The organism is Nonomuraea sp. NPDC001699 (assembly GCF_053596455.1).
The window spans coordinates 141,652-166,469 of sequence record NZ_JBSFGF010000013.1; the positions used below are offsets into that span (position 1 = coordinate 141,652).

A 24,818-nucleotide genomic window follows, 5' to 3' on the forward strand; every position below is an offset into this window, starting at 1 on the left:
CTGGGGTGAATATAACAACAACATCATCTGGCCTGAAAGAGATCAACAGCCTTGTTGTTCCTCAGATGCCGACAAGTGCCACAGCCTTCTCACTGAGCGCCGACACCTCGTCCCGCAGCACCCAGGCACGGTGCACTCCGCGCTCGACGCGTTCCAGGCCGAGCTCCGCGGCGTGCGGCGCGTTCGCGCCCAGGTACTCGATGAGCAACTCCGCCTCGCGTGCCGCGCGGACCAGGAAGGGGGCGCCACGCCACTCGCAGACGACGGTCAGGTGCCAGATCGCCGCGCAGTCGGCCGCCGGGACCGCGCGTACGTACCGGCCAGGCGCCACCTCCTCGAAGCCGTCGGCGGGCTCCGGGGCGTACAGACGCATGAAGAGCACGCCGTCGACGAGGTCCGGCGACGCCTCGTGGTCGGCGCCCGCCCAGCGGACGCGGTAGGAGCCGGGGTTCATTCGTCCTCCACCATCAGCCACCGGCAGCGGTCGGCGTCGTACCGCGCCTGTGTGCGTTCCCTGCCGTCGGCGGCCAGCTCCACGATCTCGGCGCCGTGCGGCAGGCCGATGCCGTCGATCTTGTACTCCCTGATGGTCTCGGCGGGGTTCGGCACCAGGCCCGTGCCGACGAACGGCGGCTCCTCGACCACCCAGCCGGCCATCGCCGTCCGGCCCCTCTCGTCGACCCCGCCGTACGGGGTGCGGTAGAGCTCCACCCCGACCGCCGGCCAGCGCAGCAGGTTGACCGCGCCCTCGGCGGTGAGGGCGTCGTCCCGGAGCAGCGCGTCGGCGAGCACGGACGGAGTCGCGATGTGCTCGACGTCGAGCGCGTGGTGGCAGTAGCCGGACACGCGCGGCCGTTCGCTGTCCAGCAGCTCCTGGATCTGCGCCACCTCCAGCAGCTTCTGCACGATCGGGACGCCGTGGCCGGGCTCGGCCACCAGGTCCTGCTCCAGCGTGGGCACCGCCAGCCGCGCGACCGTGCCCGGCTCCAGCAGGAACGACGGTTCGAGCCCCGGGTTGACCGCCAGCCCCCAGCGGGGGTCGGGCCAGCCCGCCGCGAGCTCGACCAGGGACAGCACCCGGCAGTGCCGGACGGCGCCACCCGTGGCCTCCCGCATCGCCTCCTCCGACGTGTACACCGCCACCCACACACGATCGGCCCCCGCGAACGTCGGCCAGGCGACCTGCTCGTCACCTCTGGCGGCGGCGTCGCCGACCGGGCAGGCGAAGTCGGCGTACCGCAGCAGCGCGAGACAGGTGGACAGGTCCTGCCGGTCGTGCGCCTCCTTGAGCCGCTCCTCGAACGCGGTCGGTGCCTGCATGGCGACACCCTAGTGGGTTGATCCGCGTTCCCTGTAGGTTGCCCGTGTGACGGATCGGCCGATTGCCCGCACCCGCGACGAGGCTCTCGTGTACCTCGACCTGAATCCCTGCCGGTGCGGCTCGGTGGAGACCGAGTGGGACAGCGGCGTGGTCAGCGTCGAAGGCTCGCTGGCCACGTGCTGGTCGGGTGCCTGTGACGACTGCGGCGCGGCGCGGGAGTACCTGTTCTCACTGCCCAGGCGCGAGGTCATGCCGGTCGGCTGGCCGACGTTCGGCGGCGCGGAGCCGTCCGAGCTGCTCGACGCCGGGGAGTGGATGTGGCTGGCCGACCTCACGGCCGGCAACGTCCCCGACGATCCGGAGGACGCTCGCCGGGCGCTCTCCATGGCTCGTTCGGCCATGGACGAGGTGCTCAAGTTCATCCCCGAGGGGCAGGACGACGTCCCTGCGGAGGCCTTCTGGTCCGCCCGCGGGCGGGAGGTGCGCGCCGCCGAGCCTCCCCGGTTCCGCCGCGACCGCCTGATGGTCGTCCGGGACACCTACCGCGAGCTCGCCGACCGCTGAGCTTCCCCGGCGGGCCGGCCGTCGTGGTCGTCGTGGCCCGCCAGCGACCGGCGGCGGTGGTCCCGCGGGCTGAGGTCGTAGGCGGTGCGGAACGCGCGGCTGAACTCGGCGCCGTTCCTGAAGCCCCAGCGCATGCCGATCTCGCCGATCGGAAGGTCCCGCAGCCGCGGGTCGGCCAGGTCGGCGTGACAACGTTCGAGCCGGCGCCGGCGAACGGTGGCGCCGACGGTCTCGTGCCGCTGCTCGAACAGCGCGTGCAGGGTGCGTACGGAGATGTGGTGGTGCGCGGCGATGCTCGACGGCCCCAGGTCGGGATCGCCGAGATGCTGGTCGATGAAGGCGTCGATCCGCGCGGCCAGCATCCGGTGCCGGCTCTCGGCCGGCAGCTGGCGGCCGGCGTCGAGGCGTCCGGCCAGGAAGGCGGCGGCCAGGTCGACGCCGATGGTGCCGAGGCGGGGCAGCTCGGCGGGGTGGCAGCCGCTCGCGTGTTCGAGCAGGCCGGTGAGGTAGCGGGCCAGCAGCGCCCCTGAGCCGGTGGCCGCCCGGAGCCTGGTGGCCAGCAACGGCTCCAGCTGGCCGCGGGTCAGCGGCAGCGCCTCGCGCGGCAGGAACAGGAGCGTCACCCGGGTCGGCCGGTCACCGTCGAGGAACTCGGTCACGTACGGCGAGGAGGTGTCGAACAAGGACATGTCGCCGGCCTCTAACAGGGATTCGTTGCCCCGCTGCCGCAGCCGGTTGGCGTTGCTGTGCAGCAGGAAGAGCTCGTAGCCCTCGGGATCGTGCCGGCTGATGTGGGCCGGGGTGCGCCGGCCCTTCAGGGGCGACATCGTGAAGTCGCCCACCCGCACCTGCGACAGGTCGATGGACTGCACCCGGCCGTGGAAGTCGTCGGCGTGCTCGCTGGACAGCGCGGTGGGCACGACCTCGTGCGCGGCGAGGTGCGCCCACCACTCCAGGCGATCCTTCCTCGGGATCGCGTCGGTGGACGCGGACACCACCGGGCTCGGTCTGGCCATGCGGTGGATCCAGGAACTCCGGTACGGGTGATCGCACACCGCGTCGACGCTGTCGGCCACCGTCCAAGGGTCCACAACCCCGGCCTCGGCCGCAAGACCGGCGGCGCGTCCTGTCGCGGTCCGCAACCTACCGGCCGTCCGTGCGATCCGCCGGCCCCTGGGCCTCGGGGGTCGTCCGGCGGGGCGAGGACTGCCCGGGACGGACGAGGCCGGAGTCGTACGACACCACGACCACCTGCGCGCGGCTGCTCAGCCCGAGTTTGGCCATCAGCCGGTTGAGGTGCGTCTTGACCGTGCCCTCGCTCACCGACAGCCGTTCGGCGATCTCCTTGTTCGATAATGCGTGCCCGACCAGCCGCAGCACCTCCGTCTCGCGTCCGGTGAGCCGGTCGAGGGAGGGGGAGGGCAGCGGGGCGGGCGGTTCGGTGAACGCCTCGATCAGGCGCCTGGTCGCGGCCGGGGCCAGCAGGATGTCGCCCGCCGCGACCGTGTGGATGGCGGCGATCAGGCGTTCGGGCGGCGTGTCCTTGAGCAGGAAGCCGCCGGCGCCCAGGCGCAGCGCGTTGTAGACGTACTCGTCGAGGTCGAACGTGGTCAGGATGAGCACCTTGGGCGGCGGGTCGTGCGCGGCGGCCAGGATGCGCTCGGTCGCGGTCAGGCCGTTGATGCCCGGCATCCTGATGTCCATGAGGATCACGTCGGGCCTGAGCGTGGCGGCCAGGCGCACGGCCTCCTCGCCGTCGGCGGCCTCGCCCACCACCTCCAGGCCCGCGGCGCGCAGGAGCGCGGCCAGACCGGCGCGGATGAGCACCTGGTCGTCGACCACGAGAACCTTGATCTCGCACCTGCCTCACGGTCGTCACGGCGGCCGATCGCCCTCACCGGGTGTGGGGAGCGGGAAGGTCGCCAGCACCTCGAACCCGCCCTCGGGCAGCGGCCCGGCGGTGATCGAACCCTGGTAGAGCCTGACACGTTCAGTCATGCCGATCAACCCGTGGCCACCGGAACCCCGGCCCCCGGCCTCGACGGCGGCGCCGTCGTTGCTGACACGCAACGTCAGCGTGGCCGGACCGTAGCCGATGCGGATCTCGACCCGGCCGGGGTCGGCGTGCTTGAGGACGTTCGTCAGCGACTCCTGGACGATGCGGTACGCGCACAGGTCGAGGCCGGGCGGCAGCGGCCGGGCGTGGCCCTCGACGGTGAGCTCGGTGCCGACGCCCGCCGCGCGCATGCGTTCGACCAGGGGATCGAGGGCCAGCAGGCCCGGCGCGGTGGCGTAGAGGCCCTCGTCGTCGTCGTGGGCCTCGATGCGCAGGATCGACAGCAGCCGGCGCATCTCGGTCAGCGCCTCGTGGCTGGTGTCGGCGATGACCCCCAGCGTGGCGTGGGCGGTGGCCGGGTCGCTCAGCGCGACGTAACGCCCCAGCCCGGCCTGTACGGAGATGACCGACATGTGATGGGCGACGACGTCGTGCAGCTCGCGGGCGATGCGCACCCGCTCGCGGGTGACGGCCCGCCGGGCGGCGGCCCCCTGCTCGGCGCGGAGCTGCGCGGCGAGGTCGGCCAGCTGCGCGGTGCGCTCCGACAGCAGCCGTACGCTGGCCCCCGCGCCCACCCCGCACGCCGCCACCAGGACCGACTGCGCCAGAGCCGACCACGTCGCCAGGCCGGGCTGCTGCCCCGAGGCGTACGTCCACTCGGTGACGACCAGCACCGAGCCGGCCGCGCACCAGGCCCACGACCGGTGCGCGGCGACGGAGTAGAGGGCCACCAGCGGGCCGATGCTGTTGAGCCCGTGGTGGTAGCCGAGCACGTGGTAGACCAGCGACGCGCCCACCGACACCAGCAGCACCGGCACCGGCGCCACCCTGCGCAGCGCCAGCGGCGCGTTGACCAGCAGGGTCAGGCCCATCGACAGGCCGTCGCCGGGCCGGCCCCGGCCCGGCTCGAACACCTCCCACAGCCAGGTGCCGACGACCAGCGTGAGGGCCGCCGCGCCGTCGAGCAGCAGCGGGTGGACCGCGACCACCCGCCGGAGAAGGGACGAGGGGGTGAAGGGCACCCGTCACGCTAACCCCGGCGCCACCCCCGGCGCATCAAACCGGGGGTGGACATCGACTGCCGCGGAAGTTGCAGTCCCGCCCGCTACTGATGCCAGGACTGGTTCATGGACGTGCTGCCCCGCAGGACGAACTCACGGGCGTAACCCAGCAGGTGCATCTCGTAGAAGCCCCGGAAGTTCGCCTTGCGGTTCAGGATCGGGACGGACGCCGCGTCGTTGGGGTCGAAGTTCCAGTCCTTGTGCATGCGCAGCGTGTACTGCGCGGTGATGACGCGCTTCTTGGGGTTGTCGCCGTTCTCGATGAGGAACTTGCCGTCCGCGCGGAACATGCTGCCGCCGAGCGTGTAGTAGGTGTCCTTGTCCTTCCCGCTGACGTGGGCGCTCTTCCAGAAGGAGTCGAACGTCAGCTCGCAGGTCGCCGCGCGGCACTTGGCGATGGCCTTCTTCGCCATGCTCCGCATGACCTGGTCCACCCGTTTCCCGATGCCCTCGTTGTCGGAGTAGATCTGGTACGGATCCACGATGAAGTCCTTGCCGCTCTTGCCGCGGTAGTGGCTCCAGGTGTCGCAGGTCAGCGTCCAGGCCGCCACGCAGGCCCCCGCGGTCAGCGCGTCGTACTCGGTCAGCACCTTCATCATCTTCAGCACCCGCTTGAGCGTCCTCTTCCACGTCCGGTAGCCGCCGTGCTCGGGCTCGCCGGGGGAGCGGGGGACGTAGTTGCCGCCGCCGGAGACGTCGGGGTGGTGGGGGCACGTGCCGCCGCAGCCGTCGAAACCGCCGCAGAAGCCGCCCGTCGGGTGGCAGGGGTTGGTGGCGCAGCCGCCCTCCGGGCTGCACTCGCCCGAGGGGTCGCTGTTGGTCGCCGGGTTGCTCTCGGCGTAGCCGTAGCCGTTGAGCTGCGCCGGGTTGTCGGCGTTGAACACCGGGTCCACCGAGATGAAGCGGCCGGTGTCCGGGTCGTACTCGCGGGCGCCGAGGTGGGTCAGGCCGGTGCTGACGTCCACGGTGCCGCCGACGAAGCCCTTGTCGCCCGGCCAGCCCGCCGCGGCGCTCCCGCGCGGCTGCCCGAACGGCGTCAGGCGGCGCTTGACGACCGTGCCGGTCCTGGCGTCGATGGCCACCTCGCCGGTGCCGTGCCGGTCGGCGGCCAGGAACGTCACGCCGGTCGTGCTCCTGACCGCCACCACCTGGTCGCCCTGCGTGTAGTAGCGCGTGGCCACCGTGGCCGTGGCGCCCTTGTTCAGCCGCACCTCCATGCCGTCCAGGTACAGCGTGGTCCCGCCGGGGTCGCGGCGCAGCAGCCGGCCGCCGTCGGCGTCGTAGACGAAGGAGGTCTCGCCCTTGCCCGGGTCGGACACCTTGGCCAGCTCGCCCTCGGCGTCCCAGGTGAGGGTCTGGGCGGAGGTCCCGATCCGGCGCGTGGTGGTGTTGCCGGCCGCGTCGTAGGCGTAGCTCTCGGCGCGGGCCCCCGGTCCGGTCTGGGTGACCGCGCCGAGCTGGTGCCCCTTGAGCCCGGCCGCGGCGCCGTCGTCGCCCGCGTAGGTGTAGGCGCGGGTGGCCGACGGCTGGTTGGCCGCGTCGTAGCGGGTCTCGCCCGTACGGTCGCCCGCCGCGTCGTAGGTGTAGGCGTCGTGGTAGGGCGCGGGCCCGCCCAGGACGGCGGCGGCCGGGTCGGCCGCGCACCCGCCGGAGCCCTGCGCCCACGCCTCGGTCAGGCGGGCCAGGTGGTCGTAGCGGAAGCACTGGTTGTCGGCGCCGTCCCTGGAGGCGTCGGCGATCTGCGTGACGTTGCCGGCGTCGTCGTAGCCGTAGGTCTCGCTGCGGTCCACCCCCGCCGCGCCCTCGTGGACGGTGGTCAGGGTGCGCAGCCGCTGGCTGCCGAACTCGTAGGAGTAGGTGAAGTCCACCTGCTTGCCGTCGGCGCCGGTGTCCAGCCGCTGGGCGAGCAGCTTGCCCGTCCTGCTGTAGTCGGTGCCGACCACGTACGACGACAGGTTGCTGGAGGCGGTCAGCGGGCGCCCCAGCTCGTCGTAGGAGGCGGCGATCACCTCGGCGGGCAGGCCGCCCGCGGCCGGGCTGCCGGTGGACTGCAGCGTGCCGTCGGGGTTGTAGACCGTCGAGAAGGTGTATCCGCCCACCGGGGCCAGCGCGCCCTCGGCGGCGGGCACCAGCACGGTCGTCCGCGTCGGCCGGTTCAGGTTGTCGTAGAAGTCCACCTTCTTGGTGTAGGCGGCGCCGCCCGACCAGCGCGTGGAACTGGCCTGCTGGCCCTTGCGCACGGTGTCGTACGTCCACTCGGCCAGCTTGACGCCGGCGCCGTCGTACTGGGCGGTCTTGCGCCCCAGGCCGTCGAGGGTCAGCGTCAGCTTCTGGCCCCGGGCGTCCACCGACTGCACGAGCCGGTCGAGGTCGTCGTAGGCGAACGTGGTCAGCCCCTTGTCCGGGTCCAGCTCGCTCGTCTTGCGGCCCCGCACGTCGTAGGTGTAGCGCCACACGTGCCCGCCCGGCCCCTTGACCTCCGCCGGCCGGTCACCGCCGGTGTAGGTGTAGAACGTCGAGTCGTAGCCGCCGTCCGGGCGGTGGCGGCGCAGCTCCGAACGCCTGCCGCGGGCGTCGGTGACGGTCGTGGTGACCACCCCGCCCGAGGGTGGCGTCACCCGCGACCAGTCGCCGCCGTAGGCGAAGGTCGTGCGCCACAGCTCGCCGGTGTCGCTGTTGCCGGCCCGCAGGATCTCGGCGGTCTTGCGGTTGCGGCCGTCGTAGGTGTACACGGTCTGGGTCTCGACCTGGCCGGTCTGGGCCACGCCGAACAGCGCGGGCGCGGGCGGCCCGTCGGCGAAGTAGGGGGCGTAGGTGCGGTCCACGGCGCCCTGGGCGTTGTAGAAGGTGTCGGAGACGAGCCGGCCGCCGCCGGGGCCGGCGTCCTGGGTCTGGCGGGCGCGCAGCCAGCCGTCCAGCAGCGAGACCGACGTCTCCTGGCCGCCGTCCTGGTCGAGCTTCTTCGTGGTGACGGCGGTGATCTGGCCGGCGGCCACCCGGTAGGCGTACTCGCGGTCGGGCACCTGGCCGGTGCCGCGGGCGGGCGTCCAGACCTTGACCAGCCGGCCCAGCGCGTCGTACGCCATCGTGACCGTCTTGCCGCCCGCGTCGGTGGTCGTGACGGCGCTGCCCCACGCGGGGTCGAGGTCCTTGGCGGTGGTCATGGCCGAGCCGGGGACCCCCGGCGTGGCCGGCGGGCCGGTCTCGGCGGTGCGGGTGTTCAGGCCCTGCGTGTCGGTGTACACGGTGGTGGTCGGCCGCTCGACGGCCGGGGAGGAGGTGTGGTCGATCTTGACGACGGCGGTCGGCCTGCCGTAGGCGTCGTAGGAGGTCCTGGTGTCGGAGACGTACGCCAGGGCCGCCGCCGTGGTGCCGCCGGCCGACGCCTTGTCCGCCGAGGTCGCCCGCCCCTTGCTCGGGGCCTGGCGGTACGCGCCGCCGTCGTAGGCGGTGCGCGTGGCCGAGACCAGGTCCTTGGTGTAGTCCACGGCCGCGCCGCAGCGCCTGGCCACCTTCAGCTCCTCGGCGACCGCGTCGACCAGCCACGCGCCGGTGTTGCGCGCCGCCATCGTCGTGGTGGCGCACACGTCGTCGGTGTCCAGCGCCACGTCGCCCTGGTCGTCGACCTGCAGCACCCGGCCGGTCACGTCGTCGAAGGACAGGTTGGCGGTCTTCGACTCCCGCCAGCGGCCGCCGTCCAGCGCGGTGAGCGTCCGCGTGGTCCGCGGGGCCGACAGGTAGGCCGAGACCGTCCCCCACGAGCGCGTACGGCTCGCCGTCCGCTGGTACCAGGGCGAGGTGACGACCTTCTCCACCGGCGTGCCGCCGGCCCGGTCGTAGGTGACCTTCCGCACCTCGAAGCCCTGCAACGCCTCGCTGTCGGGGGAGGAGCCGCCCTCGCCGTCGGAGACGTCGACGTCCTTGCGGCCGCCGTCCGGGCCGAGCCGGTCGCCGTCCATGCCCTGGAAGTACCAGTGGTCCACCTGGCCGGGGTTCGGGCCGGTCGCGCCCGAGATGACGCGCACCTTGTCGTAGCCGTGCCACTGCGACCACGTCTTGTACTTCTCCGGCGTCAGCCCGTCGTCGTCGTCGAAGTGCCAGGCGGGCCGGCCGATCGAGTAGTCGTAGGCGGTGACCTGGTCGGGCGCGCCGCCGGTCAGGTCGGTCTGCACGGTCTGCGTCACCACGTACTTGTGGAACCAGTCCAGCGTCGGATGGTCGTCCACGCCGCTGGTCTTCATCCAGTAGACGGGGAAGCAGCGGCGCCGGTTCGTCTGCGGCGACGGCAGGTCGGACGTGGTGCAGTCGGCGGCCGAGTAGTTGACGTCGAGCACGCCCCCGTACTCGTTGTAGATCGTGCCCAGCCGGTTCTTCACGAACGGCCCGAGGTCGTCGCCGAGCTTGTCGACGCGGTTGGGCAGCTGCGTGTACACGAACGACACCGGCGGCAGCGTCACCGGCGCGGCCCCCGCGTGCCCGGTGTGCACGACGGAGGTCAGCAGCAGCTGGCGGTCGACGTCGGCCATGCCCCAGGCGTGCTGGAGCGTCCAGGAGTCCACCGCGCGGTGGCCGCTGCCGTCGGCCTTGGCCACCTTCGTCGTCACCTTGACCAGCCGCTTGCGCGACCAGAACGTGGGCGAGCCGGTGCCGTGGTCCTCCTCGCACTTCTGGCCCTCGTCGCAGTGCAGGTCCCAGGGCACGTCCTGCCAGTAGTCCGGATGATCCTTGATCTCCGCCTCGGCGCAGTCGGAGGCCGTCTCGCGCATGCACCGCTCGGCGGTGGTGAACTCCACCCGCGCCGGGGCCGGCGTGGGGAACAGGTCGCCGGCGCGCAGGCCGTACTCGGCGTAACGCAGGTGGCCGCCGCGCACGTACGGGGTCTCGTCCTCGGCCTTGAGGTTGCGGCCGTAGTGGTTGCGTTCCTGCTCGTAGAAGTAGACGACCGCGTTGCCGTCGGTGTCGACCACCTTGTCCAGGTTCCACCGCCAGGCCTGCTGGCACCAGGAGTCCTTGAAGTCGGACTTGTGGCACGGCTCGCCGTCGTCGTCGCCGAACACCGGGACCGTCCAGGCCGACTTCGTCTGCGGCTTGCCGGCGGCCAGCGTGTTGAGGCCGAAGAAGTACTGGGTGCCGTCGGTCGTGGTGACCTTCCAGTACTCGCCGTCGTCGTCGCCGTTGGCGGTTCCCGAGCCGGTCAGCCGTTCGACGCGGGTGCCGTCGTCGCCCTTGGTGCGCCAGGTGCCGTCGCCGGCCGGGATCAGCTCGCCGCCCTTGCCGTTCAGGCTCAGCGTGGCGTTGTCGTAGCCCCAGCACAGGTCGCCGGGGTAGATGTTCCAGGTGGTGTTCTTGGGCGCCTTGTCGTCCTCGCAGGAGTTGTAGCGGCGCTCGATGTAGCCGGGCCACAGCTCGAAGCCGTCGCCCACCCACGACGGCTGGCTGTTGCCGTTGGAGGTGCGGCCGTCGATCGAGGCGGAGCTGTAGGACAGCGCCACCGACGGCGTCAGCCCGCCCGGCACCGGCGGCATCCGCATCGGGTACGACCAGGTGAAGTCGCCCGACTGGGCGCCCACCTGCCAGGTGTCGGAGGCGGCCAGCGAGGTCGCCTTGTAGTCGCCCTTCTCGCCGCCGCTCTGCGCGGTGGCCGCCAGCACGGTCTCGGCGGCGGGCACCTGGGCGCTCAGCGTGGCGGCCGCCGTGTCGTTGACGGCCGTCAGCGGCCGGACCGTGCGGCATTCGTCCCGGCCCGGCGTGGTCAGCGCGCACGCGGGCAGGCCGACCAGGCGCAGCCGGGAGCCGTAGTCACCGCCGTAGGCGGCGGCGAAGCCCGAGTAGTCGAGCCGCACGTCCACGGTGTCGCCGGCGGGCTGCTCCAGCGCGAAGACCACGCCGTCCAGCCCGGTCCCCGCCACGGCCGCGCGGTCGAGCACCCGTGCCCGCGCCGCGCCGGAGATCCGCAGCGGACCCTTCCCCCCGGCGTCCCGGGACGCCCCCGCGGACAGTCCCGGGGACGCCTGGGGGGAGCCCTCCACCACGCCCGCTTCGGGCCAGCGCACCACCGGAGGTGGCGCGGGACGGGTGACCGACGCGTCCAGGACGCGCGGCCTGGCCTTGACCGGCCCGCCCGCCACGACCCTGTCCGGGTCCTTGGGGGCGGCGGCCCGGTCCGCGGCCGCCGGGGCGGCCGGTAAGGCGGCCAGCAGGCCCGCCACCAGCGTCAACGCCGTCGTGATGCCGACGGCACGCCTTGACCTCGTCACGGCGCCCTCCCTCACAGCTCGTCGATCTCGGTCGGATTGGCCAGGTAGGCGACCTCGTCGTCGGTCGCCGCGCCGCGCAGCACCCACACGTCGTCGATCTGGCCGGCCCAGTTCTGTCCCGCCGGGTACGCGCCGCCGCTCCTGGCCCGGCCCAGTTGCAGCGAGGAGATCGGGGCGAAGACGCGGGTGCCCTCCCGGTAGGAGACCGTCGGCGCCTCCGCCGCGGCCTCCAGCACGCCGTTGACGTAGAGCGAGACCCGGCTGTCGAAGCCGTCGAAGACCACGGCCAGGTGGTCCCAGTCGCCGAACCCGCTCTGGTGGAAGGAGGAGTGCTCGACCGTCGCCACGCTCGCGCCCGTGCCGTCCTTGTTCGGGACGTCCAGGACGTAGCGGCCCTTGGCGGCGTCGAAGCGGACGGTGATCGCGCTGTTGGCGGCGCCGCCCAGGCTCAGCACGGTCATCGACCTGGCCGGCACGCCCGCCGTCTGCGCCCAGGCCGCCACGGTGAAGCTCGCGGCGGTGTCCACCACGGCCCCGGACGCCGAGGCGTAGTCGCCGTCGCCGCCCGGCAGGTCGAGCGCCCCCGCCACCTGCCCGGACGGCGGCGTGACGACGCTCAGCCCCGGGTCGGTCACGATCCGCGCGCCGCCCGACAGCGTCAGCGGGTGCCCGGCCGCGACCGGCGCGGAGTCCGCGCTGACCGGCGGCGTCCCGGCGGCCTGGTTGACCCGCCAGCGTCCGGACACGTCGGACTTGACGGTGAACAACGTCCTGGCCTCCTCGGCCGAGACGACCCGGTCGAACAGCCGCACGTCGTCGAGCGCGCCCGGCCAGTAGTCGCCCATCACGCCGTTCCACCTGGCCCGGCCGAGTTGCAGGCCGCCGGTGGAGCGCCAGGGCTCGGCCATGTCCACGCTGCCGCTGTCGACGCCGTTGACGAGCAGGCGCAGCTTCCTGGAGACCGCGTCGTGCACGGCGACCAGGTGCGTCCACTGGCCGGGGACCGCCGCGGCGGCCGAGTAGACCGTCGCCGTGGTGGGGGACGTCGCGTCGGCCGCGGTGACCATGAAGCCCCACTTGTTGGTGCTCGCCCGGTATTTCAGGTAGAAGCCGCTCTGGGTGATCCCGTCCTGGCTGACCATGGTGACGTCCTTGGCGGGCAGCGTGGCGGGCAGCCGCACCCACGCCGAGACGGAGTACGTGCCGCCGGTGTCCACGACCGGGCCGGCCGTGGCCGCGTAGCCGGTGGAGCCGTTGAACTGGGCGGCCGTGCCGACCTGGCCGGGCACGCCCAGGGTCAGGCCGGACGCCGCGGCCGTCGGCGGGGCGCTCTCGCCGTAGACGCGCGAGCCGCCGGCCGGCTCCTCCATCCGCCACACCGCCGCCGCGCCCTGCGGCACGGTCCCGGCCGCCAGGCCCGCGGCCTCCTCGTCGGACACGGCCCTGCGCAGCACGGCGACCTCGTCCACGTCGCCCGGCCACCAGTTGGCGTAGCCGCCGTCGTACAGGCTGCGGCCGAGCTGAAAGGCGCCCTGGGCGTCCAGCACCGACGTCACCGGGGTCTCGGCGACCCGGGTGCCGTTGACGTACAGGCGCAGCACCTTGGCCGTGGCGTCGTAGACGCCCGTCAGGTGGGTCCAGGTGTCCAGCTCGGGCAGGACGGGCGCGCCGGCCCTGGTCCACGGGCCGCTGCCGCCGCGCACGTCGCCGGCCGGCGTCTTGAACACCCAGCCGTTGGGGGCCGGGTCCACGCCGAGCTGGAACCCGCTCTGGGTGATCGCGTCCTGCGCCAGCACGTTGTAGTAGCCGTCGTTCCTGCGCAGCCGCACCCACGCCGAGACCGTGAAGCCCTCACGGGTGCGCACCAGCGGGACGGAGGTCGCCGCGTAACCGCCGCCCAGGCCGTCGAACCGCAGGCCGCGGCCGGTCCGGCCCTCGGCGCCGAGCGTCGCGCCGGCCCCGGTCAGCGCCGCCACGCCCGGCGTCTCACCGGTCAGCGCGGTCGCGCCCGCCGGTTCGTCGAGCTTGAGCCTGACCTGCTCGGGCGCGCCCTCGCTGACCCAGAAGCTGTGGTCGCCGATGGAGAAGTTGCCGGCGGCGTCCCACACGGTCACGTACAGGGTGTTGATCCCCGCTCTGGTGGGCGCCTGCCGGACGACCTGCGGGTTGGCGGTGCGCGCCTGGGCCGAGGCGGGGTCCGGCGTGGTGTTGAGCGCGTAGGCGAACTTGACGACCTCGGGGTCGAAGGCGAGGGAGAAACCGCCGTACCGGCCGACGCCGTCGCGGGCGACGGCGTCCGGATCGTCGGGGTTGAGCGCCGGGTACTCCGACGAGCTGACCTGCGGCGTGCGCGGCGCGGTCGGGTCGTAGCGCAGGTAGCAGGCGGTCGCCGAGCCAGCCCAGCTCCACGGGCTCCACGCCGCGCCGTCGTAGGTGCGCACCATGTAGCTGAACCCGGCGCCGACCGGGATCAGCCCGGACGGGATCTGCACCGAGAACGACGACTTCTTCGAGCCGGCGGCCGACTGCTTCTTCGGCGTCGTCGTGTGCCAGTTCTTCTCCACGCCCTGCGCGTCCGTCCACACCACCGCGAACTCGGCGCTCAGCTTCTCGCCCTCGGTGCCGCTGTTGTCGGCGTCGGTCAGGTTGTCCGCGTAGATCATCGGGATGCGGTTGACCGCCGTGGGCTTGCCGTACACCGCGCACGGGCCGCCGGGGCTGGAGCGGAGCTGGCTCATCTTCGGCTGCGGGGGCGGGGTGTTGTAGTACACGCGCAGGACGGCGTCGCCGTCGAAGCGCTTCCAGCCGTACTCGTCGTCCTCGTGGCCGGCCCGCAGCCCGAACGTGGTGGCCGACCAGCCCTTGGACGCGGCGGCCTTGACCGCGCTCAGCACGTTGAACACCACGTCGCCCGCCGGGCAGCCGGTACGGCCCTTGGCCACGTCCCGGTAGGTCAGGTAGTCGGCCCAGTTGTCCTTCGTGGAGTTCCAGGTGGACGTGGTGCCGAACCCGGTGGCCCGGTAGATGTGCACCGAACGGCCGTCGCAGGAGGGCGCGAACGTCTCCTTGACGGAGAACTCCGCCGAGATGATCTGCTTGCCGGAGAACCGGCTGGTCGGCATCCGGTAGAACAGCCGCTTGACGAACGAGCTGCCGCAGTACGCGCCCGCGGGCGGCAGGCTGATCGGGCAGCGGCCCATGCCCTCCTCCTTGAACCCGTAGTCCTCCCATCCGCCGCTGGAGACCATGAGGTTGGCCGATTCGCCGGGGGAGTACCACACCGGGTCGATGTAGACCGGGAAGACCGTTCCGGGCGAGGTGAGCATGCCCTGGTCCGGCGTGAGGGTCAGCGCGCCGTCACCGGTGGCGGCGGGCATCACGGCCACCTTGGAGGTGTCGCCCGGCGCGGCGGCCGAGGCGGCGCGCAGGCCGTCGTCGACCGCTCCGGACCTGGCCAGCAGCCCGGCGGGAGCGCTGGAGTCCCACATGCGCGGCGGCGCGGCCGTGAACAGCTCGCCGCCGCCGGCCGCGTCGGTCACCGACTGGCGGCCCCGCGCGTCGGCCGACACCCGCAGGCCGGGCGTGACCAGCCCGAACCGCAGCCGCCGCAGCCGGGGATCGCGGGCCGCGGCCGGGGTCCTGACGACCAGGACGTGCGAGGCGCCCCTCGCAGTCACCTGCACGCGCAGGTCCACGTCCGGGCCGAGCACGCCGCGGTACAGCGCCGTGTCGCCCTGGAGCTCGGGCGCGGGCAGCGTCCCCGGCCAGGTGAGCGACATGGTCCGGCCCGCCCTGGTCATCGCCAGCATCGCGTCGTCGCCGCCGCCCGACAGCCGCACGCCCACAGGCGAGGCCGCCGGGCGCACCGAGCCGTCGTCCGCCTTGACCAGGGTGGTGTCGACCGGCACCCAGGCGCCGTCCTTGAGCGTGCGGACGGGGAACAGGTGCTCGGTCGCGACGAAGCCGCCGTCCGGCTGGGCGTACACCTCGCGGGCCTCGCCGCGCAGCCCGAGCACCTCGACGGGCCGGCCACCGCGCACGGCCTCGGCCGCCGCCTCGGTCTCGGTCACGTGCGGCCCCGGCTCGGGCGCGGCCCGCCCGGCCGGACCGGCGTCGGCCCTGGACGGAACGGTCAGAAAGCACAACGCGAGCACGCTCGCGAGTGCCGCGTTCCAACGTCTTCTCACGGGTGCTCCTCGGTTGCGGCCCTGATCGGAGGCATAACGGGGCCCCGGGACGGCCCGGGACGCGGCGATGCCGAGAGCTGCCAAGACGGTAGGACCCGCGGCATGACGGTGGCGTCAGCCCATGGGTTGAGAAGATCGTCAACTTTGGCGGTAGGAACCCCGCCCGGCACGGGGACGGCCTGGCGGCGCAGCAAATGATCTACATTGTAAAGGGGCTCGCCGGAAACTCGGATGCGGTGCCGCACGGCCCCGCCTAGGCTGTGCGCGCCGAGGGCGCGGCGCCGTCGGCGGATCAGGAGGTACGTGCGGCATGACCAGTCACCTGTTCGCGATCTGCTTCAACGCGACCCGTCCCGCGGATCTGGCGAGGTTCTGGTCCGGGCTGCTGGGATGGGAGCAGGCCGACGGTCCTGACGGTGACAGCGCGATCCTGCCTCCCGGCCCCGCCGGGTTCCGCGTGCGATTCCTGCCCAGTCAAGAGCCGAAGATCGGCCAGAACCGGGCGCACTTCGACCTGACGAGCACCTCCCCGGAGCACCAGCGGCGGACGGTGGCCCGGGCCCTGGAACTCGGCGGGAAGCACATCGACGTGGGCCAGCTCCCGGAAGAGGGGCATGTCGTGCTCGCCGATCCGGACGGCAACGAGTTCTGCGTCATCGAGGCGGGCAACGGGTTCCTCGCCGGCACCGGCGTCATCGGAGCGCTGGCCGGCGACGGCACCCAGGAGGTCGGCTACTTCTGGAGCGCGGCGCTGGACTGGCCGCTGGTCTGGGACCAGGACCAGGAGACCGCGATCCAGTCGCCGGACGGCGGCACGAAGCTCACCTGGGGCGGCCCTCCCGTGGCCCCGAAGACGGGCACGAACCGGCTGTCGTTCGAGCTGGCGCTGCCCGCCGACGCCGACTGGGAGGCGGAGGTCGACCGCCTGATCGCGCTCGGGGCGAAGCGCGCCTCCGGCGAGGACGACGGCGGCCGGCTCCTGATGTTCGACCCGGACGACAACGAGTTCCACATCCAGAAGCCCCGGTGACACGGTTTTCGACGTCCAGAAGCCCCGGTGACACGGTGTTCCGCGGACGGCCGTGACCGGTGGCGCCCGACCCCCGATCCCGGCGGCGCGTCGAGCTCAGCCCTGCCAGGCCCGGCGGAAGCTCGACCGCGCCCGATGCAGCCGCGACTTGACCGTCCCTGAGGGGACCCGCAACATCCGCGCCGCGACCTCCTCCGGCACCCCCTCCAGGTCGCGCAGCACCAGCACCGCCCGGTGCTCCGGCGACAGGCGCTCCAGGACGTCCCGGACGTCCACGGCGCGTTCGACGTCGTGCGGCGAGGGCGGTTCGGCCAGCTCCGCAGGGCCGGCGCGGCCGTCGCGCCGGGCGATCCTGACGGCCTCCCGCACGGCGATCGCCCGGGCCCAGCCGAGCAGGGCCTCGGGTTCACGCAGGTCGCGCAGATGCCGGAAGATCGCGATGAGGGCCTCCTGGACGGCGTCGGGCCCGCTGTCCAGGGCGATGGGCCCGCAGATCCGGCCCAGGTACGGCGTCAGCTCGGCGAGCAGGTCGTTCATGGCCATCGTGTCGCCCCGCTGGGCGGCGGCCACCAGGGCGGCCGTCATGACCGGTCCCCGGCGACCCGGGCCGCGAGCCTGGCCAGCGCCCTTTCCCCGGCCGCCCGCACCCCCCAGGGCAGCAGCGCGGCGCGGCCCGGGACGCGGACCCCGCCCGTCTGCGCGACCAGGGTCCCCTCCGGCACGGCCGTCGCGGCGACGCCGACGAGCAGGAACCGGCTCTGCATCCAGCACCAGCCCGGCCGCAAATCGACGTCGAACCGGGCGCGCATGCCGTACCGGCTGCGGGCCCTGGCCACGAGGCGGCCGTCCGGACGCGCGGGCTCGACGGTGATGTGCCGCATGTCGGGCTCGAAGGCGCCGAACTCCTTCTCCAGGTCGCTGACGACGGCCCAGACCGTCGCGAGGGGGGCGGGGATGACGCGTTCGGCGACGGACGCCCCGGGGATGGCCGCGGCCAGCGCGCGCAGGCGCCGTACGGGGTCCAGGTCGGAAACAGGCCAGCTCATGTCCATCCAGAGGCGGGCGAGGCGCGAAAGGTTCCATGGAACCATTGCCGGATTCGCCGACTCTTGCCGGGTATGAAGACCTCACGCCTCGGCGCCCTGACCGCCTCCGTCCTGCTCGCCGACGCCACCGCCCACCTGTACTGGCTGACCGGCCGGACCTGGCCCGCCCGCGAGGTCGGATCACTCTCCCTGGCGGTGCTGAACTTCGAGGTGCCCTTCACCGCCCGCGTCCTGGTGCCGCTCGTCGTCGTGCTCGGCACCGGGGCGGCGGCGGTGCTCACCTGCTCCCGGGGCCGGGGCGGTCTGCCCGCCCGTCTGGTCACGGGAGCCGTCGCCGCCGGGACCCTGGTGCGCGCGGTGGCCGGCCTGGTCTGGATCCTCGGCATCGGGGCGGACACCGCGACCCCGTTCTACTGGCTGAACCTGTTCCTCTACACGCCGCTCTGCGTGTTCATGGCCACGGCGGCCGCCGTCGTCGCGACCCGCGCGTCCCGGGTTGCCGTGGTTCATCCGGGTTGAGTCGTCGGGCATAGGGTGAGCCGCATGGGGTTGCGGCTTGTTCAGGTGAATGTCAAGGCTCGGGACGACGCGGCGCTCGGCCGGTTCTGGGCGCAGGCGCTCGGCTGGGGACTCTCCAGCGAGAGCCCCGGTGTGACCAACGTGGAACCCGTGGGCTTCTCCTGGCCCGACCCGGCCGCCGTCTGCGTCGACCTCGTCGCCGTCCCCGACCCCGAGACGGTGCGGTACCGCCTGCACCTCGACCTTGCCACCACCTCCGAGGCCCATCAGGCGGAGCTGGTCGCGCGCCTGAAGGAGTTGGGCGCGCGGCCCGCCGACGTCGGCCAGGGCGACGTCCCGTGGACGGTTCTGGCCGATCCGGAGGGCAACGTGTTCTGCGTGCTGGAGCCCCGGGAGATCTACCGGGACACCGGCCCGATCGCCGCGGTGGTGGTCGACTGCGCGGACCCGCGGGCCATGGCCCGGTTCTGGGGCGAGGCGGCCGCCTGGACCGTGCACGAGGTGACCGACGACCACGCGAGGCTGCGCTCACCCCAGGGGGTCGGGCCGTACCTGGAGTTCCTGCGCACGACGCCCGGTGAGAAGACCGTGTGGAACCGGATCCACCTCGACCTGCTGCCGTACCGCGGCGACGACCAGGCGGCCGAGGTGGCCCGGCTGAGGGCGCTCGGCGCGACGCCGGCCGACGTCGGGCAGGGCGACGTCCCGTGGATCGTCCTCGCCGACCCGGAGGGCAACGACTTCTGCGTCCTCGGCGCCCCGCGCTGAGGCGCGTTCCTTTCTGACCGGGCCGGGCGCGGGAGGGGCGCAGCCGCCGCGGGTCAGAGGGCCCCGGCGCGGGCCGCCGCCAGCGCCGCCGCGGCGGCCCGGTCGGCGGCGGCCTCGTCGAGGGCCTCCCCGGTGTTGAGCAGGGCGTAGTACAGGGGCGCGGAGACGGCGGCGATCACCCGGCGCGGGTCGGCGCCGGACGGCAGTTCGCCGCGCCCGATCGCGTCGGTGACGCACCCGGACCACTCCTCGATGCGGACGGCGTAGAAGCGGTGCAGCGCCCGCGCGGCCTCCTCGTCGCAGAGCGAGGCGGCGATCAGCGCCTTGAACAGGCGCCCCTGGCGGGGGTCGGTGAGGGTCTTGACGACCAGCCGGGCGTTGTCGCGCAGGTCCTCCGCCACGCTGCCGTTGCGGGCGCGGGGGAGTGAGGTTTCGGCCATGTCCCTGAGCAGGTCGGCGGCGAGCGCGCCGGGCGTGCCCCAGCGCCGGTAGACGGTGGTCTTCCCGACGTCCGCCAGACGGGCGATGTCGCCGAGGTCGAGCCCGGAGAAGCCCTTCTCGGCCAGCGTGTCGCCGGCGGCCTGGAGGACGGCCTCGCGGACCCGGGCGGTACGCCCACCAGGACGGACGGCACCGGGCGGTGGAACGGCGGCCATGACGCACTCCTTCTCGCAGACCTCTTATCGGCACCACAGTTCCCTTAACGCGGATTGTGGTGCTACTCTCCTCTCATCTTAACGGAACTACGGAACCGTTTACGGCGGCGTGCCGACCGGCGCGCCCGAGAGAAAGCCCTGCCATGACCACCACCACACCCCTGCCGGCATCCGCCCGGCAGACCCCGCCACGACACCTGACCGGCCGCCTGCGCCTCGTCCTCGCGGTGCTCCTGGTCGCCCAGTTCATGCTGGCCGTCGACTTCTCGATCCTGAACGTGGCCCTGCCCGCCATCGGCGACGACCTCGGCTTCTCCCTGGGCGGCCTCCAGTGGATCGCCACCGCCTTCGCCCTCAGCGCGGCCGGCTTCACCCTCTTCTTCGGCCGCATCGGTGACCTGATCGGCCGCAAGCGCATCTTCCTCGGCAGCCTGGCGCTCCTCGGCGCGGCCTCGCTGGCCGGCGGCCTCGCCCCCACCCCCGAGATCCTCATCGCGGCCCGGATCGCCCAGGGCCTCGCGACCGCCGCCGCCACCCCGGCCGGGCTCGCCCTGCTCACCACGTCCTTCCCCGAAGGGCCGCTGCGGCAGAAGGCGCTGGGCCTCAACGGAGCCCTCATGTCCGCCGGGTTCACCGCGGGGGCCGTGCTCGGCGGCGTCCTGACCGACCTGCTCTCCTGGCGCTGGGCGTTCTTCATCAACGTGCCCGTCGCCCTCGCCGTGCTCCTCGTCGCGCCCGCCGTCATCGCCGAGTCCCGGCCCGCCGAACGTCCCCGGATCGACCTGCCCGGCGCGCTCAGCGTGACCCTCGGGCTGCTCGGCGTCGTCTACGGCCTGACGCAGGCCGGCGAGCGCGGCTGGACCGACCCCCTGGCCCTGACCGGGCTGCTGGCCGGCGCCGTCCTGCTCGGCCTGTTCTACCTGGTCGAACGCCGCTCCGCCCAGCCCCTCGTGCCGCTGCACGTCATGCGCAAGCCGACCGTGGCCTGGGGCAACCTGATCGGCCTGCTCGCCTTCGTCACCGAGACGTCCCTGGTGTACCTGCTCACGCTCTACCTGCAGAAAACCCTCGGCTTCACCGCCCTGGCCGCCGGGCTGTCCTTCGGCGTGCTCGGTCTCGGCACCGTGGCCGGCGGCCTGCTCGCCCCGAGGGCGATCAGCCGTACCTCGACCATGACCGTGCTGGTCGGCGGCGGGCTGTTGCAGGCGGTCAGCACCGCCGCCCTGCTGCTCCTCGGCGGCACCTCGGCCTCGATGGGGCTGCTGCTGCCGGCCACCTTCCTGGGCGGCGTGGGCAACATGCTGGTCATCGTCGGCTTCATGGTCACCGCCACCACCGGCCTGCCCGACCGCGAGCAGGGCCTGGCCACCGGGCTGGCCTCGATGTCCCAGCAGATCGGCATCACCATGGGCACCCCGATCATGTCCGCGATCGTCACCGCCGTGACGGCCGGGGCCGTGACCGGCGCGGCCGTCCTGGACGGCGTCACCGTCGCGATCGCGGTCAACGCCGCCCTCGTCCTGCTCGGCGTGCTCGTCGCGGCGCTCTTCCTGCGCGGCCGGCGCGACCGCGCGCACGCCTGACCCGCCCTCCCCCTGTCGTCACGGAGCACATCATGGATCTTCAGCTCACCGGCCCGGCGACCCCCGTGACCGACGCCGCCGGCGGCAGCGGCCCGGTCGTCCGCGCCGAGCTCCGGGAGTCGTCCTGGTCGAGGCTCGTCCTGCCCGGCTCGCCTCCCGTGCCGGTCCGGGTCCATCTGCCGCAGGGCCGTCCGCCCGCCGGGCTGCTGGTCTGGGCGCACGGCGGCAGCTGGCAGCGCGGCTCGGCCGCCGCGTGGCACCACGCCACCGAGGCCCTCGCCGAACGGTCCGGCTGGTCGGTGATCAGCGTCGACTACCGGCTCGCGCCGCGTCACCGCCACCCCGACGCCGTGCGGGACGTGCTCACCGCCCTCGGCTGGGCCCACCGCCAGGCGGCCGGGATGCCGCTCGCGGTGGGCGGTGACAGCGCGGGCGGCACGCTCGCCGCCGGCGCCGCCCTGGCCGCCCGGGACCGCGGCCTGCCGCTGGCCGCGCAGGTGCTGGCCTACCCGCCGTTCGATCCCGACTGCGCGGGCCCGTCCTACCACCGGTCGCCCGCCGCGTTCCCGCAGGCGGAGCCGCTGCGCCGGGCCTGGCGCGCCTGGCGCGGCGACCGGCCGGCCGCCGTCCGCGACGCCGACGGCACCCGCCTGTACGCGACGCACTGGGAGGCGCCCACCCTGGCCGGGCTCGCGCCCGCCGTCCTCGCCGTCGGGCGCGAGGACCCCGTGCACGACGACGTCGAGGCGTACGCGCACCGGCTGCGCGAGGACGGCGTCCCGGTACGGCTCCTGCGCCCGCCGGGGGCCGTCCACGGCGACGTGCTGCACCCCGACCGTCCCCTTCTCCCTCTGCTCGCCCGTGCCCTGCGCGGGCTCACCCCGTCCGACCGGCGAAAGGACCTCCGATGAAGCTCGACGTTCCGCCCGCCCCGCTTGAGGCTCTCGTCCGCCACTTCGCCGACCTGCGCGACGGCACCCACGCCGGGCACGCCACCCGGCAGGGCAAGCAGGACGCCTTCCGGCAGGCCGTCACCCTCCTCGACGCGCCCGCGCGGCAGGTGCTGGCCGAGTTCGACCGGCACCTCCTGCTGGGCTCCGGCACCGTCGAGGCCACCGGCGCGCAGGACGACGCCGCGGGCGGCAGCTTCGCCACCTGGTCGTTGTCGTGGCCGGAGCAGCGGGCGGCGGCCGTCGCGCCGATCACGCTGATCGCCCACTACGGCGCCGGTTTCCACCACCCGCACCTGCGGGGAGCCACCGTGGGGGAGTGGCCGCTCAACGTCACCGACGCCGGGCAGGCGGCGGAGCTGGTCCCCGTCCTGCGGGCGATCGCCACCGCCGACCTGCACAACCTGGTGTTCCAGCGCGACTGGCGGCTCGTGCCCGCCCTGCGTCCTTGACGCGACAGGACCGGCGGCGTCCGGCCTCCGAATCGAGGCCGGACGCTCCGGCGCTGTCAGTCGACCACGTTCAGCCGGTTCGGGATGGTGTTGAGCTCCTCCGGGCCGGACGCCGTCAGCAGCACGGTGCCGCCGATGCACACGCGCCTGCCGTCCCGCAGCGCGTTGGGCTCGAACGCGAAGGCGTGGCCCTCGGTGATCTCGAAGTCGCCGTCGAGTCCCATGCCGCCCGGCAGTCTCTCCAGGTGTGACAGCGCCGGGTCCACCTCGGGGTGCAGGCGGGTGGCGCTGTTGTAGAGCGGCGAGACCGTCTGCACCATCGGGCCGGTGTTCCAGGTGCGTGAGCGGTGCAGGGGCTCCTCCATGACCGCCGCGAGCTCGGCGAACCGGAGCCCGGGGCGCAGCGCGGCCAGGCCCGCCTCGTAGGACTCCCGGCAGACCTCCTCCAGCTCCCGCAGCAGCGCGTCGGGCTCGCCGACGCACACGTCGATCTGCTGCTGCGACTCCATGCCCCCGTAGAACGCGAAGATCTCCGCCGCGATGGTGTCGCCACGCCGGAGCACGTGCGGGGCGCCGCCCATGCCAAACCATTCGGGGATGTTCCAGGCGAAGCCGGACCGTCCCGCGCGCTCCAGCATGAACGGCCAGCGCATCCAGCCGCCACCGGCGATGACCGCCTGGAAGGAGGCGGCGGCGATCTCGTGCTCGTTCGCGCCCTCGCGGGCCTGGCCGACGAACGCCGCGCAGGCGGCCTCGCCCAGCGCCGCGGCCCGGCGCAGCAGGACCTGCTCCTCGGGGCTCTTGACGAGCGCCAGCGACTCGTACTCGCCGGAGATGTCGACCCAGGTGACGTCGGGAAGCAGCGAGAGCACGCGCGTCCACTCGCCGAACGGGATCACTCCGGACCAGTCGCCGACGAATCGGCTGGTGAGCCCCACGACGCCGAGCGCCGCGCCGTGCAGTCCGCGGTCCCGCACGGCGGCGGCCAGGTTGGCGAGCCGGTCCCCGGGCGTCCAGTCCTCGACCCAGCGTTCCCAGCGGGCGCCCGGCTCGTCGAAGCGGCCGAGCGGCACGTCGCCGACCAGCAGCAGCGGGTCGCCGGTCCGGGGGAACAGCACGACCGAGTGGGTGGCCTCGTTGGTGATGTAGGAGTCCGCGGAGTCCCGGCCGTAGCCGAACACGACCACTCCGTCGAGGCCGGAGCGTTCCAGCAGCGCCCGGATCGAGGCCCAGCGGCGGTCGCGCTCGCGCAGGCTCAGGGTGGGGTACGTGGCGGTCATCTCGTCCAGGGTGTCGCTCATGTGCGTGCTTCGCTCTCTGTGGGTGACGGCGGGAGGGCCGCGACGAGCTCGCGCAGGCGACGCGCGCTCTCCCTGATGAATTCGAGTGGCTCGTCCGGGGTGACGGGCGCCCTGAGCCGCCGCAGGTCCGGCGCCGACCCGGCGGCCGCCCGAGCCTCGTACGCCCGCGTCAGCCGGACGACCTCCAGCGCCTCGGCGGCGGTGAGATCCGGATGCCCGCGCAGCCAGCGTTCGTCGTCGACGTGCAGCGACATCTCGGCGCGGCTGTCCGTGATGCCCTCGATCGAGAGCATCACGTCGCGGCCGGCCAGCGGTGCGAGCAGCGCGGGCCAGTCGATCACGCCCTGGCCGACGGGCAGCAGGAACCGGCCGATGCCCTCGTCGGTGAAGGCCAGGGCGGCGTCGCGGACGTGGGTGGCGCGCACGTAGGGCGCGGCGCGGCGCATCGCGCGCACCGGGTCCTCGCAGCGCACCAGCACGTTCGCGGTGTCGAAGGTGATGCCGAGCACGTCGGCGCCCACCGCCTCCACGATCCGGACCAGCTCGAACGTCGTGATCTCCTCGTGCGTCTCGATGTCGAGATGCACGCCGGCGTCCCGGGCGACCGGCGCGACCTTGCCGAGGAAGCGCTCGATGGCGGCCAGTTGCCGTGGCCAGCTCACGTCGGTGCGGAAGCGGTCGCAGGCGTACAGCCCGTTCAGGCGGAACTGGTAGTTCGCCGTCGCGGTCCACAGTTCCCGGATGCCCGCGTCCGCGGCGGCGGTGATCATCCGTCGCAGGCCGAGGAGGTAGTCCCCGTCGCCGAGCGCGCGGATCGCGGGCGACTCGGGGTTGGCGAACGGGTTCACCTTCCCCACCCCCGCCTCGACCCGCAGGCCGAGCGCCTGCGCGGCCTGGGCGGCGTCGCGCAGTTCCGCCGGGTCGAGGCGCCCGCTCAGTTCGAGCACCGACCGGAAGAACACGCCGTCCAGGCCGAGCGCCGCCGCCTGCTCCAGCAGCCGGACGGCTCCCTTGCCCGGGGCGTGCGGGAACTTGGTGCTGTCGACGCCGACTTTCAGCATGGTCGC

At 73.4% G+C, this 24,818-nt stretch carries 19 protein-coding genes; 7 read left to right on the forward strand and 12 right to left on the reverse strand.

All coding sequences use genetic code 11. The features are described 5' to 3' along the window. Positions 1–61: 61 nt before the first annotated feature. Together ACWCSU_RS33195 and ACWCSU_RS33200 are read right to left on the reverse strand one after the other, a co-directional pair. Positions 62–454 carry a hypothetical protein gene (locus ACWCSU_RS33195; RefSeq protein ID WP_397041620.1) on the reverse strand — a complete coding sequence of 131 codons (393 nt, stop codon included), beginning with the start codon at positions 452–454 and terminating at the stop codon, positions 62–64. Further along, the gene (locus ACWCSU_RS33200) at positions 451–1,320 is read right to left on the reverse strand and encodes an SseB family protein (RefSeq protein WP_449940242.1); all 870 of its coding nucleotides are present in this window, start codon (positions 1,318–1,320) and stop codon (positions 451–453) included. The genes ACWCSU_RS33195 and ACWCSU_RS33200 overlap by 4 nt, the downstream gene beginning before the upstream one ends. A gap of 46 nt (positions 1,321–1,366) precedes the next feature. On the opposite strand from ACWCSU_RS33200, the gene ACWCSU_RS33205 reads away from it, so the two are divergent. Then, positions 1,367–1,885: a hypothetical protein gene (locus tag ACWCSU_RS33205; protein WP_357701801.1), complete on the forward strand. Its 519-nt coding sequence runs from the start codon at positions 1,367–1,369 to the stop codon at positions 1,883–1,885. Here ACWCSU_RS33205 and ACWCSU_RS33210 read toward each other — a convergent pair. The 5 genes from ACWCSU_RS33210 to ACWCSU_RS33230 form a co-directional block, all read right to left on the reverse strand. Continuing rightward, a complete protein-coding gene (locus ACWCSU_RS33210) occupies positions 1,861–2,961 on the reverse strand; it encodes an AraC-like ligand-binding domain-containing protein (protein WP_449940243.1) in 1,101 nt (366 codons plus the stop codon). The genes ACWCSU_RS33205 and ACWCSU_RS33210 overlap by 25 nt on opposite strands. Before the next feature lie 67 nt (positions 2,962–3,028). Next, the gene (locus ACWCSU_RS33215; protein ID WP_449940244.1) at positions 3,029–3,727 is read right to left on the reverse strand and encodes a response regulator; all 699 of its coding nucleotides are present in this window, start codon (positions 3,725–3,727) and stop codon (positions 3,029–3,031) included. Positions 3,728–3,760: 33 nt separating this feature from the next. Continuing rightward, positions 3,761–4,963 carry a sensor histidine kinase gene (locus tag ACWCSU_RS33220; protein ID WP_449940247.1) on the reverse strand — a complete coding sequence of 401 codons (1,203 nt, stop codon included), beginning with the start codon at positions 4,961–4,963 and terminating at the stop codon, positions 3,761–3,763. Positions 4,964–5,046: 83 nt separating this feature from the next. Continuing rightward, entirely contained in the window at positions 5,047–11,259 is a 6,213-nt protein-coding gene (locus ACWCSU_RS33225; RefSeq protein ID WP_449940248.1) for an RHS repeat domain-containing protein, read from the reverse strand. Between the two features lie 11 nt (positions 11,260–11,270). Further along, entirely contained in the window at positions 11,271–15,446 is a 4,176-nt protein-coding gene (locus ACWCSU_RS33230) for a LamG-like jellyroll fold domain-containing protein (protein ID WP_357701813.1), read from the reverse strand. Between the two features lie 310 nt (positions 15,447–15,756). Between ACWCSU_RS33230 and ACWCSU_RS33235 the strand changes: the two genes are divergently transcribed. Further along, positions 15,757–16,476: a VOC family protein gene (locus ACWCSU_RS33235; RefSeq protein WP_449940249.1), complete on the forward strand. Its 720-nt coding sequence runs from the start codon at positions 15,757–15,759 to the stop codon at positions 16,474–16,476. A 96-nt stretch (positions 16,477–16,572) separates the two neighbouring features. Here ACWCSU_RS33235 and ACWCSU_RS33240 read toward each other — a convergent pair whose 3' ends face one another. Then, complete coding sequence (locus ACWCSU_RS33240; protein ID WP_357701817.1) at positions 16,573–17,061, reverse strand: RNA polymerase sigma factor; 489 nt, start codon at positions 17,059–17,061, stop codon at positions 16,573–16,575. Then, positions 17,058–17,522 carry a hypothetical protein gene (locus ACWCSU_RS33245; protein ID WP_357701819.1) on the reverse strand — a complete coding sequence of 155 codons (465 nt, stop codon included), beginning with the start codon at positions 17,520–17,522 and terminating at the stop codon, positions 17,058–17,060. Before ACWCSU_RS33245 ends, ACWCSU_RS33240 begins: the two co-directional genes overlap by 4 nt. Before the next feature lie 72 nt (positions 17,523–17,594). Between ACWCSU_RS33245 and ACWCSU_RS33250 the strand changes: the two genes are divergently transcribed. Then, a complete protein-coding gene (locus ACWCSU_RS33250; RefSeq protein WP_357701821.1) occupies positions 17,595–18,041 on the forward strand; it encodes a DUF3995 domain-containing protein in 447 nt (148 codons plus the stop codon). Between the two features lie 24 nt (positions 18,042–18,065). After that, the gene (locus ACWCSU_RS33255) at positions 18,066–18,809 is read left to right on the forward strand and encodes a VOC family protein (RefSeq protein WP_357701824.1); all 744 of its coding nucleotides are present in this window, start codon (positions 18,066–18,068) and stop codon (positions 18,807–18,809) included. Between the two features lie 53 nt (positions 18,810–18,862). On the opposite strand, the gene ACWCSU_RS33260 is transcribed toward ACWCSU_RS33255, so the two are convergent. After that, entirely contained in the window at positions 18,863–19,465 is a 603-nt protein-coding gene (locus tag ACWCSU_RS33260; protein WP_449940252.1) for a TetR/AcrR family transcriptional regulator C-terminal ligand-binding domain-containing protein, read from the reverse strand. Positions 19,466–19,608: 143 nt separating this feature from the next. On the opposite strand from ACWCSU_RS33260, the gene ACWCSU_RS33265 reads away from it, so the two are divergent. The 3 genes from ACWCSU_RS33265 to ACWCSU_RS33275 are packed head-to-tail and all read left to right on the forward strand — an operon-like array spanning position 19,609 to position 22,450. Continuing rightward, positions 19,609–21,048: an MFS transporter gene (locus ACWCSU_RS33265; RefSeq protein WP_357701828.1), complete on the forward strand. Its 1,440-nt coding sequence runs from the start codon at positions 19,609–19,611 to the stop codon at positions 21,046–21,048. Between the two features lie 32 nt (positions 21,049–21,080). Further along, entirely contained in the window at positions 21,081–21,959 is an 879-nt protein-coding gene (locus ACWCSU_RS33270; protein ID WP_449940254.1) for an alpha/beta hydrolase fold domain-containing protein, read from the forward strand. Then, entirely contained in the window at positions 21,956–22,450 is a 495-nt protein-coding gene (locus ACWCSU_RS33275; protein WP_364093010.1) for a hypothetical protein, read from the forward strand. Before ACWCSU_RS33270 ends, ACWCSU_RS33275 begins: the two co-directional genes overlap by 4 nt. Positions 22,451–22,506: 56 nt before the next feature. Here the strand turns inward: ACWCSU_RS33275 and ACWCSU_RS33280 are convergent, their stop codons facing one another. Both ACWCSU_RS33280 and ACWCSU_RS33285 read right to left on the reverse strand, forming a co-directional pair. Then, complete coding sequence (locus ACWCSU_RS33280) at positions 22,507–23,751, reverse strand: M24 family metallopeptidase (RefSeq protein ID WP_357701834.1); 1,245 nt, start codon at positions 23,749–23,751, stop codon at positions 22,507–22,509. Further along, positions 23,748–24,812 (reverse strand): sugar phosphate isomerase/epimerase family protein, encoded by a 1,065-nt coding sequence (locus ACWCSU_RS33285; protein WP_449940256.1) that lies wholly within the window; start codon positions 24,810–24,812, stop codon positions 23,748–23,750. The genes ACWCSU_RS33280 and ACWCSU_RS33285 overlap by 4 nt, the downstream gene beginning before the upstream one ends. Positions 24,813–24,818 lie beyond the last annotated feature (6 nt).

What these genes read in the sequence shown, in the direction of transcription:
- ACWCSU_RS33250 (WP_357701821.1), top strand. Translation starts at nt 17,595, where the DNA reads ATGAAGACCTCACGCCTCGGCGCCCTGACCGCCTCCGTCCTGCTCGCC.
- ACWCSU_RS33280 (WP_357701834.1), bottom strand. Translation starts at nt 23,751, where the DNA reads ATGAGCGACACCCTGGACGAGATGACCGCCACGTACCCCACCCTGAGC.
- ACWCSU_RS33195 (WP_397041620.1), bottom strand. Translation starts at nt 454, where the DNA reads ATGAACCCCGGCTCCTACCGCGTCCGCTGGGCGGGCGCCGACCACGAG.
- ACWCSU_RS33270 (WP_449940254.1), top strand. Translation starts at nt 21,081, where the DNA reads ATGGATCTTCAGCTCACCGGCCCGGCGACCCCCGTGACCGACGCCGCC.
- ACWCSU_RS33265 (WP_357701828.1), top strand. Translation starts at nt 19,609, where the DNA reads ATGACCACCACCACACCCCTGCCGGCATCCGCCCGGCAGACCCCGCCA.
- ACWCSU_RS33235 (WP_449940249.1), top strand. Translation starts at nt 15,757, where the DNA reads ATGACCAGTCACCTGTTCGCGATCTGCTTCAACGCGACCCGTCCCGCG.
- ACWCSU_RS33260 (WP_449940252.1), bottom strand. Translation starts at nt 19,465, where the DNA reads ATGGCCGCCGTTCCACCGCCCGGTGCCGTCCGTCCTGGTGGGCGTACC.
- ACWCSU_RS33245 (WP_357701819.1), bottom strand. Translation starts at nt 17,522, where the DNA reads ATGAGCTGGCCTGTTTCCGACCTGGACCCCGTACGGCGCCTGCGCGCG.
- ACWCSU_RS33275 (WP_364093010.1), top strand. Translation starts at nt 21,956, where the DNA reads ATGAAGCTCGACGTTCCGCCCGCCCCGCTTGAGGCTCTCGTCCGCCAC.
- ACWCSU_RS33285 (WP_449940256.1), bottom strand. Translation starts at nt 24,812, where the DNA reads ATGCTGAAAGTCGGCGTCGACAGCACCAAGTTCCCGCACGCCCCGGGC.
- ACWCSU_RS33255 (WP_357701824.1), top strand. Translation starts at nt 18,066, where the DNA reads ATGGGGTTGCGGCTTGTTCAGGTGAATGTCAAGGCTCGGGACGACGCG.
- ACWCSU_RS33240 (WP_357701817.1), bottom strand. Translation starts at nt 17,061, where the DNA reads ATGACGGCCGCCCTGGTGGCCGCCGCCCAGCGGGGCGACACGATGGCC.
- ACWCSU_RS33200 (WP_449940242.1), bottom strand. Translation starts at nt 1,320, where the DNA reads ATGCAGGCACCGACCGCGTTCGAGGAGCGGCTCAAGGAGGCGCACGAC.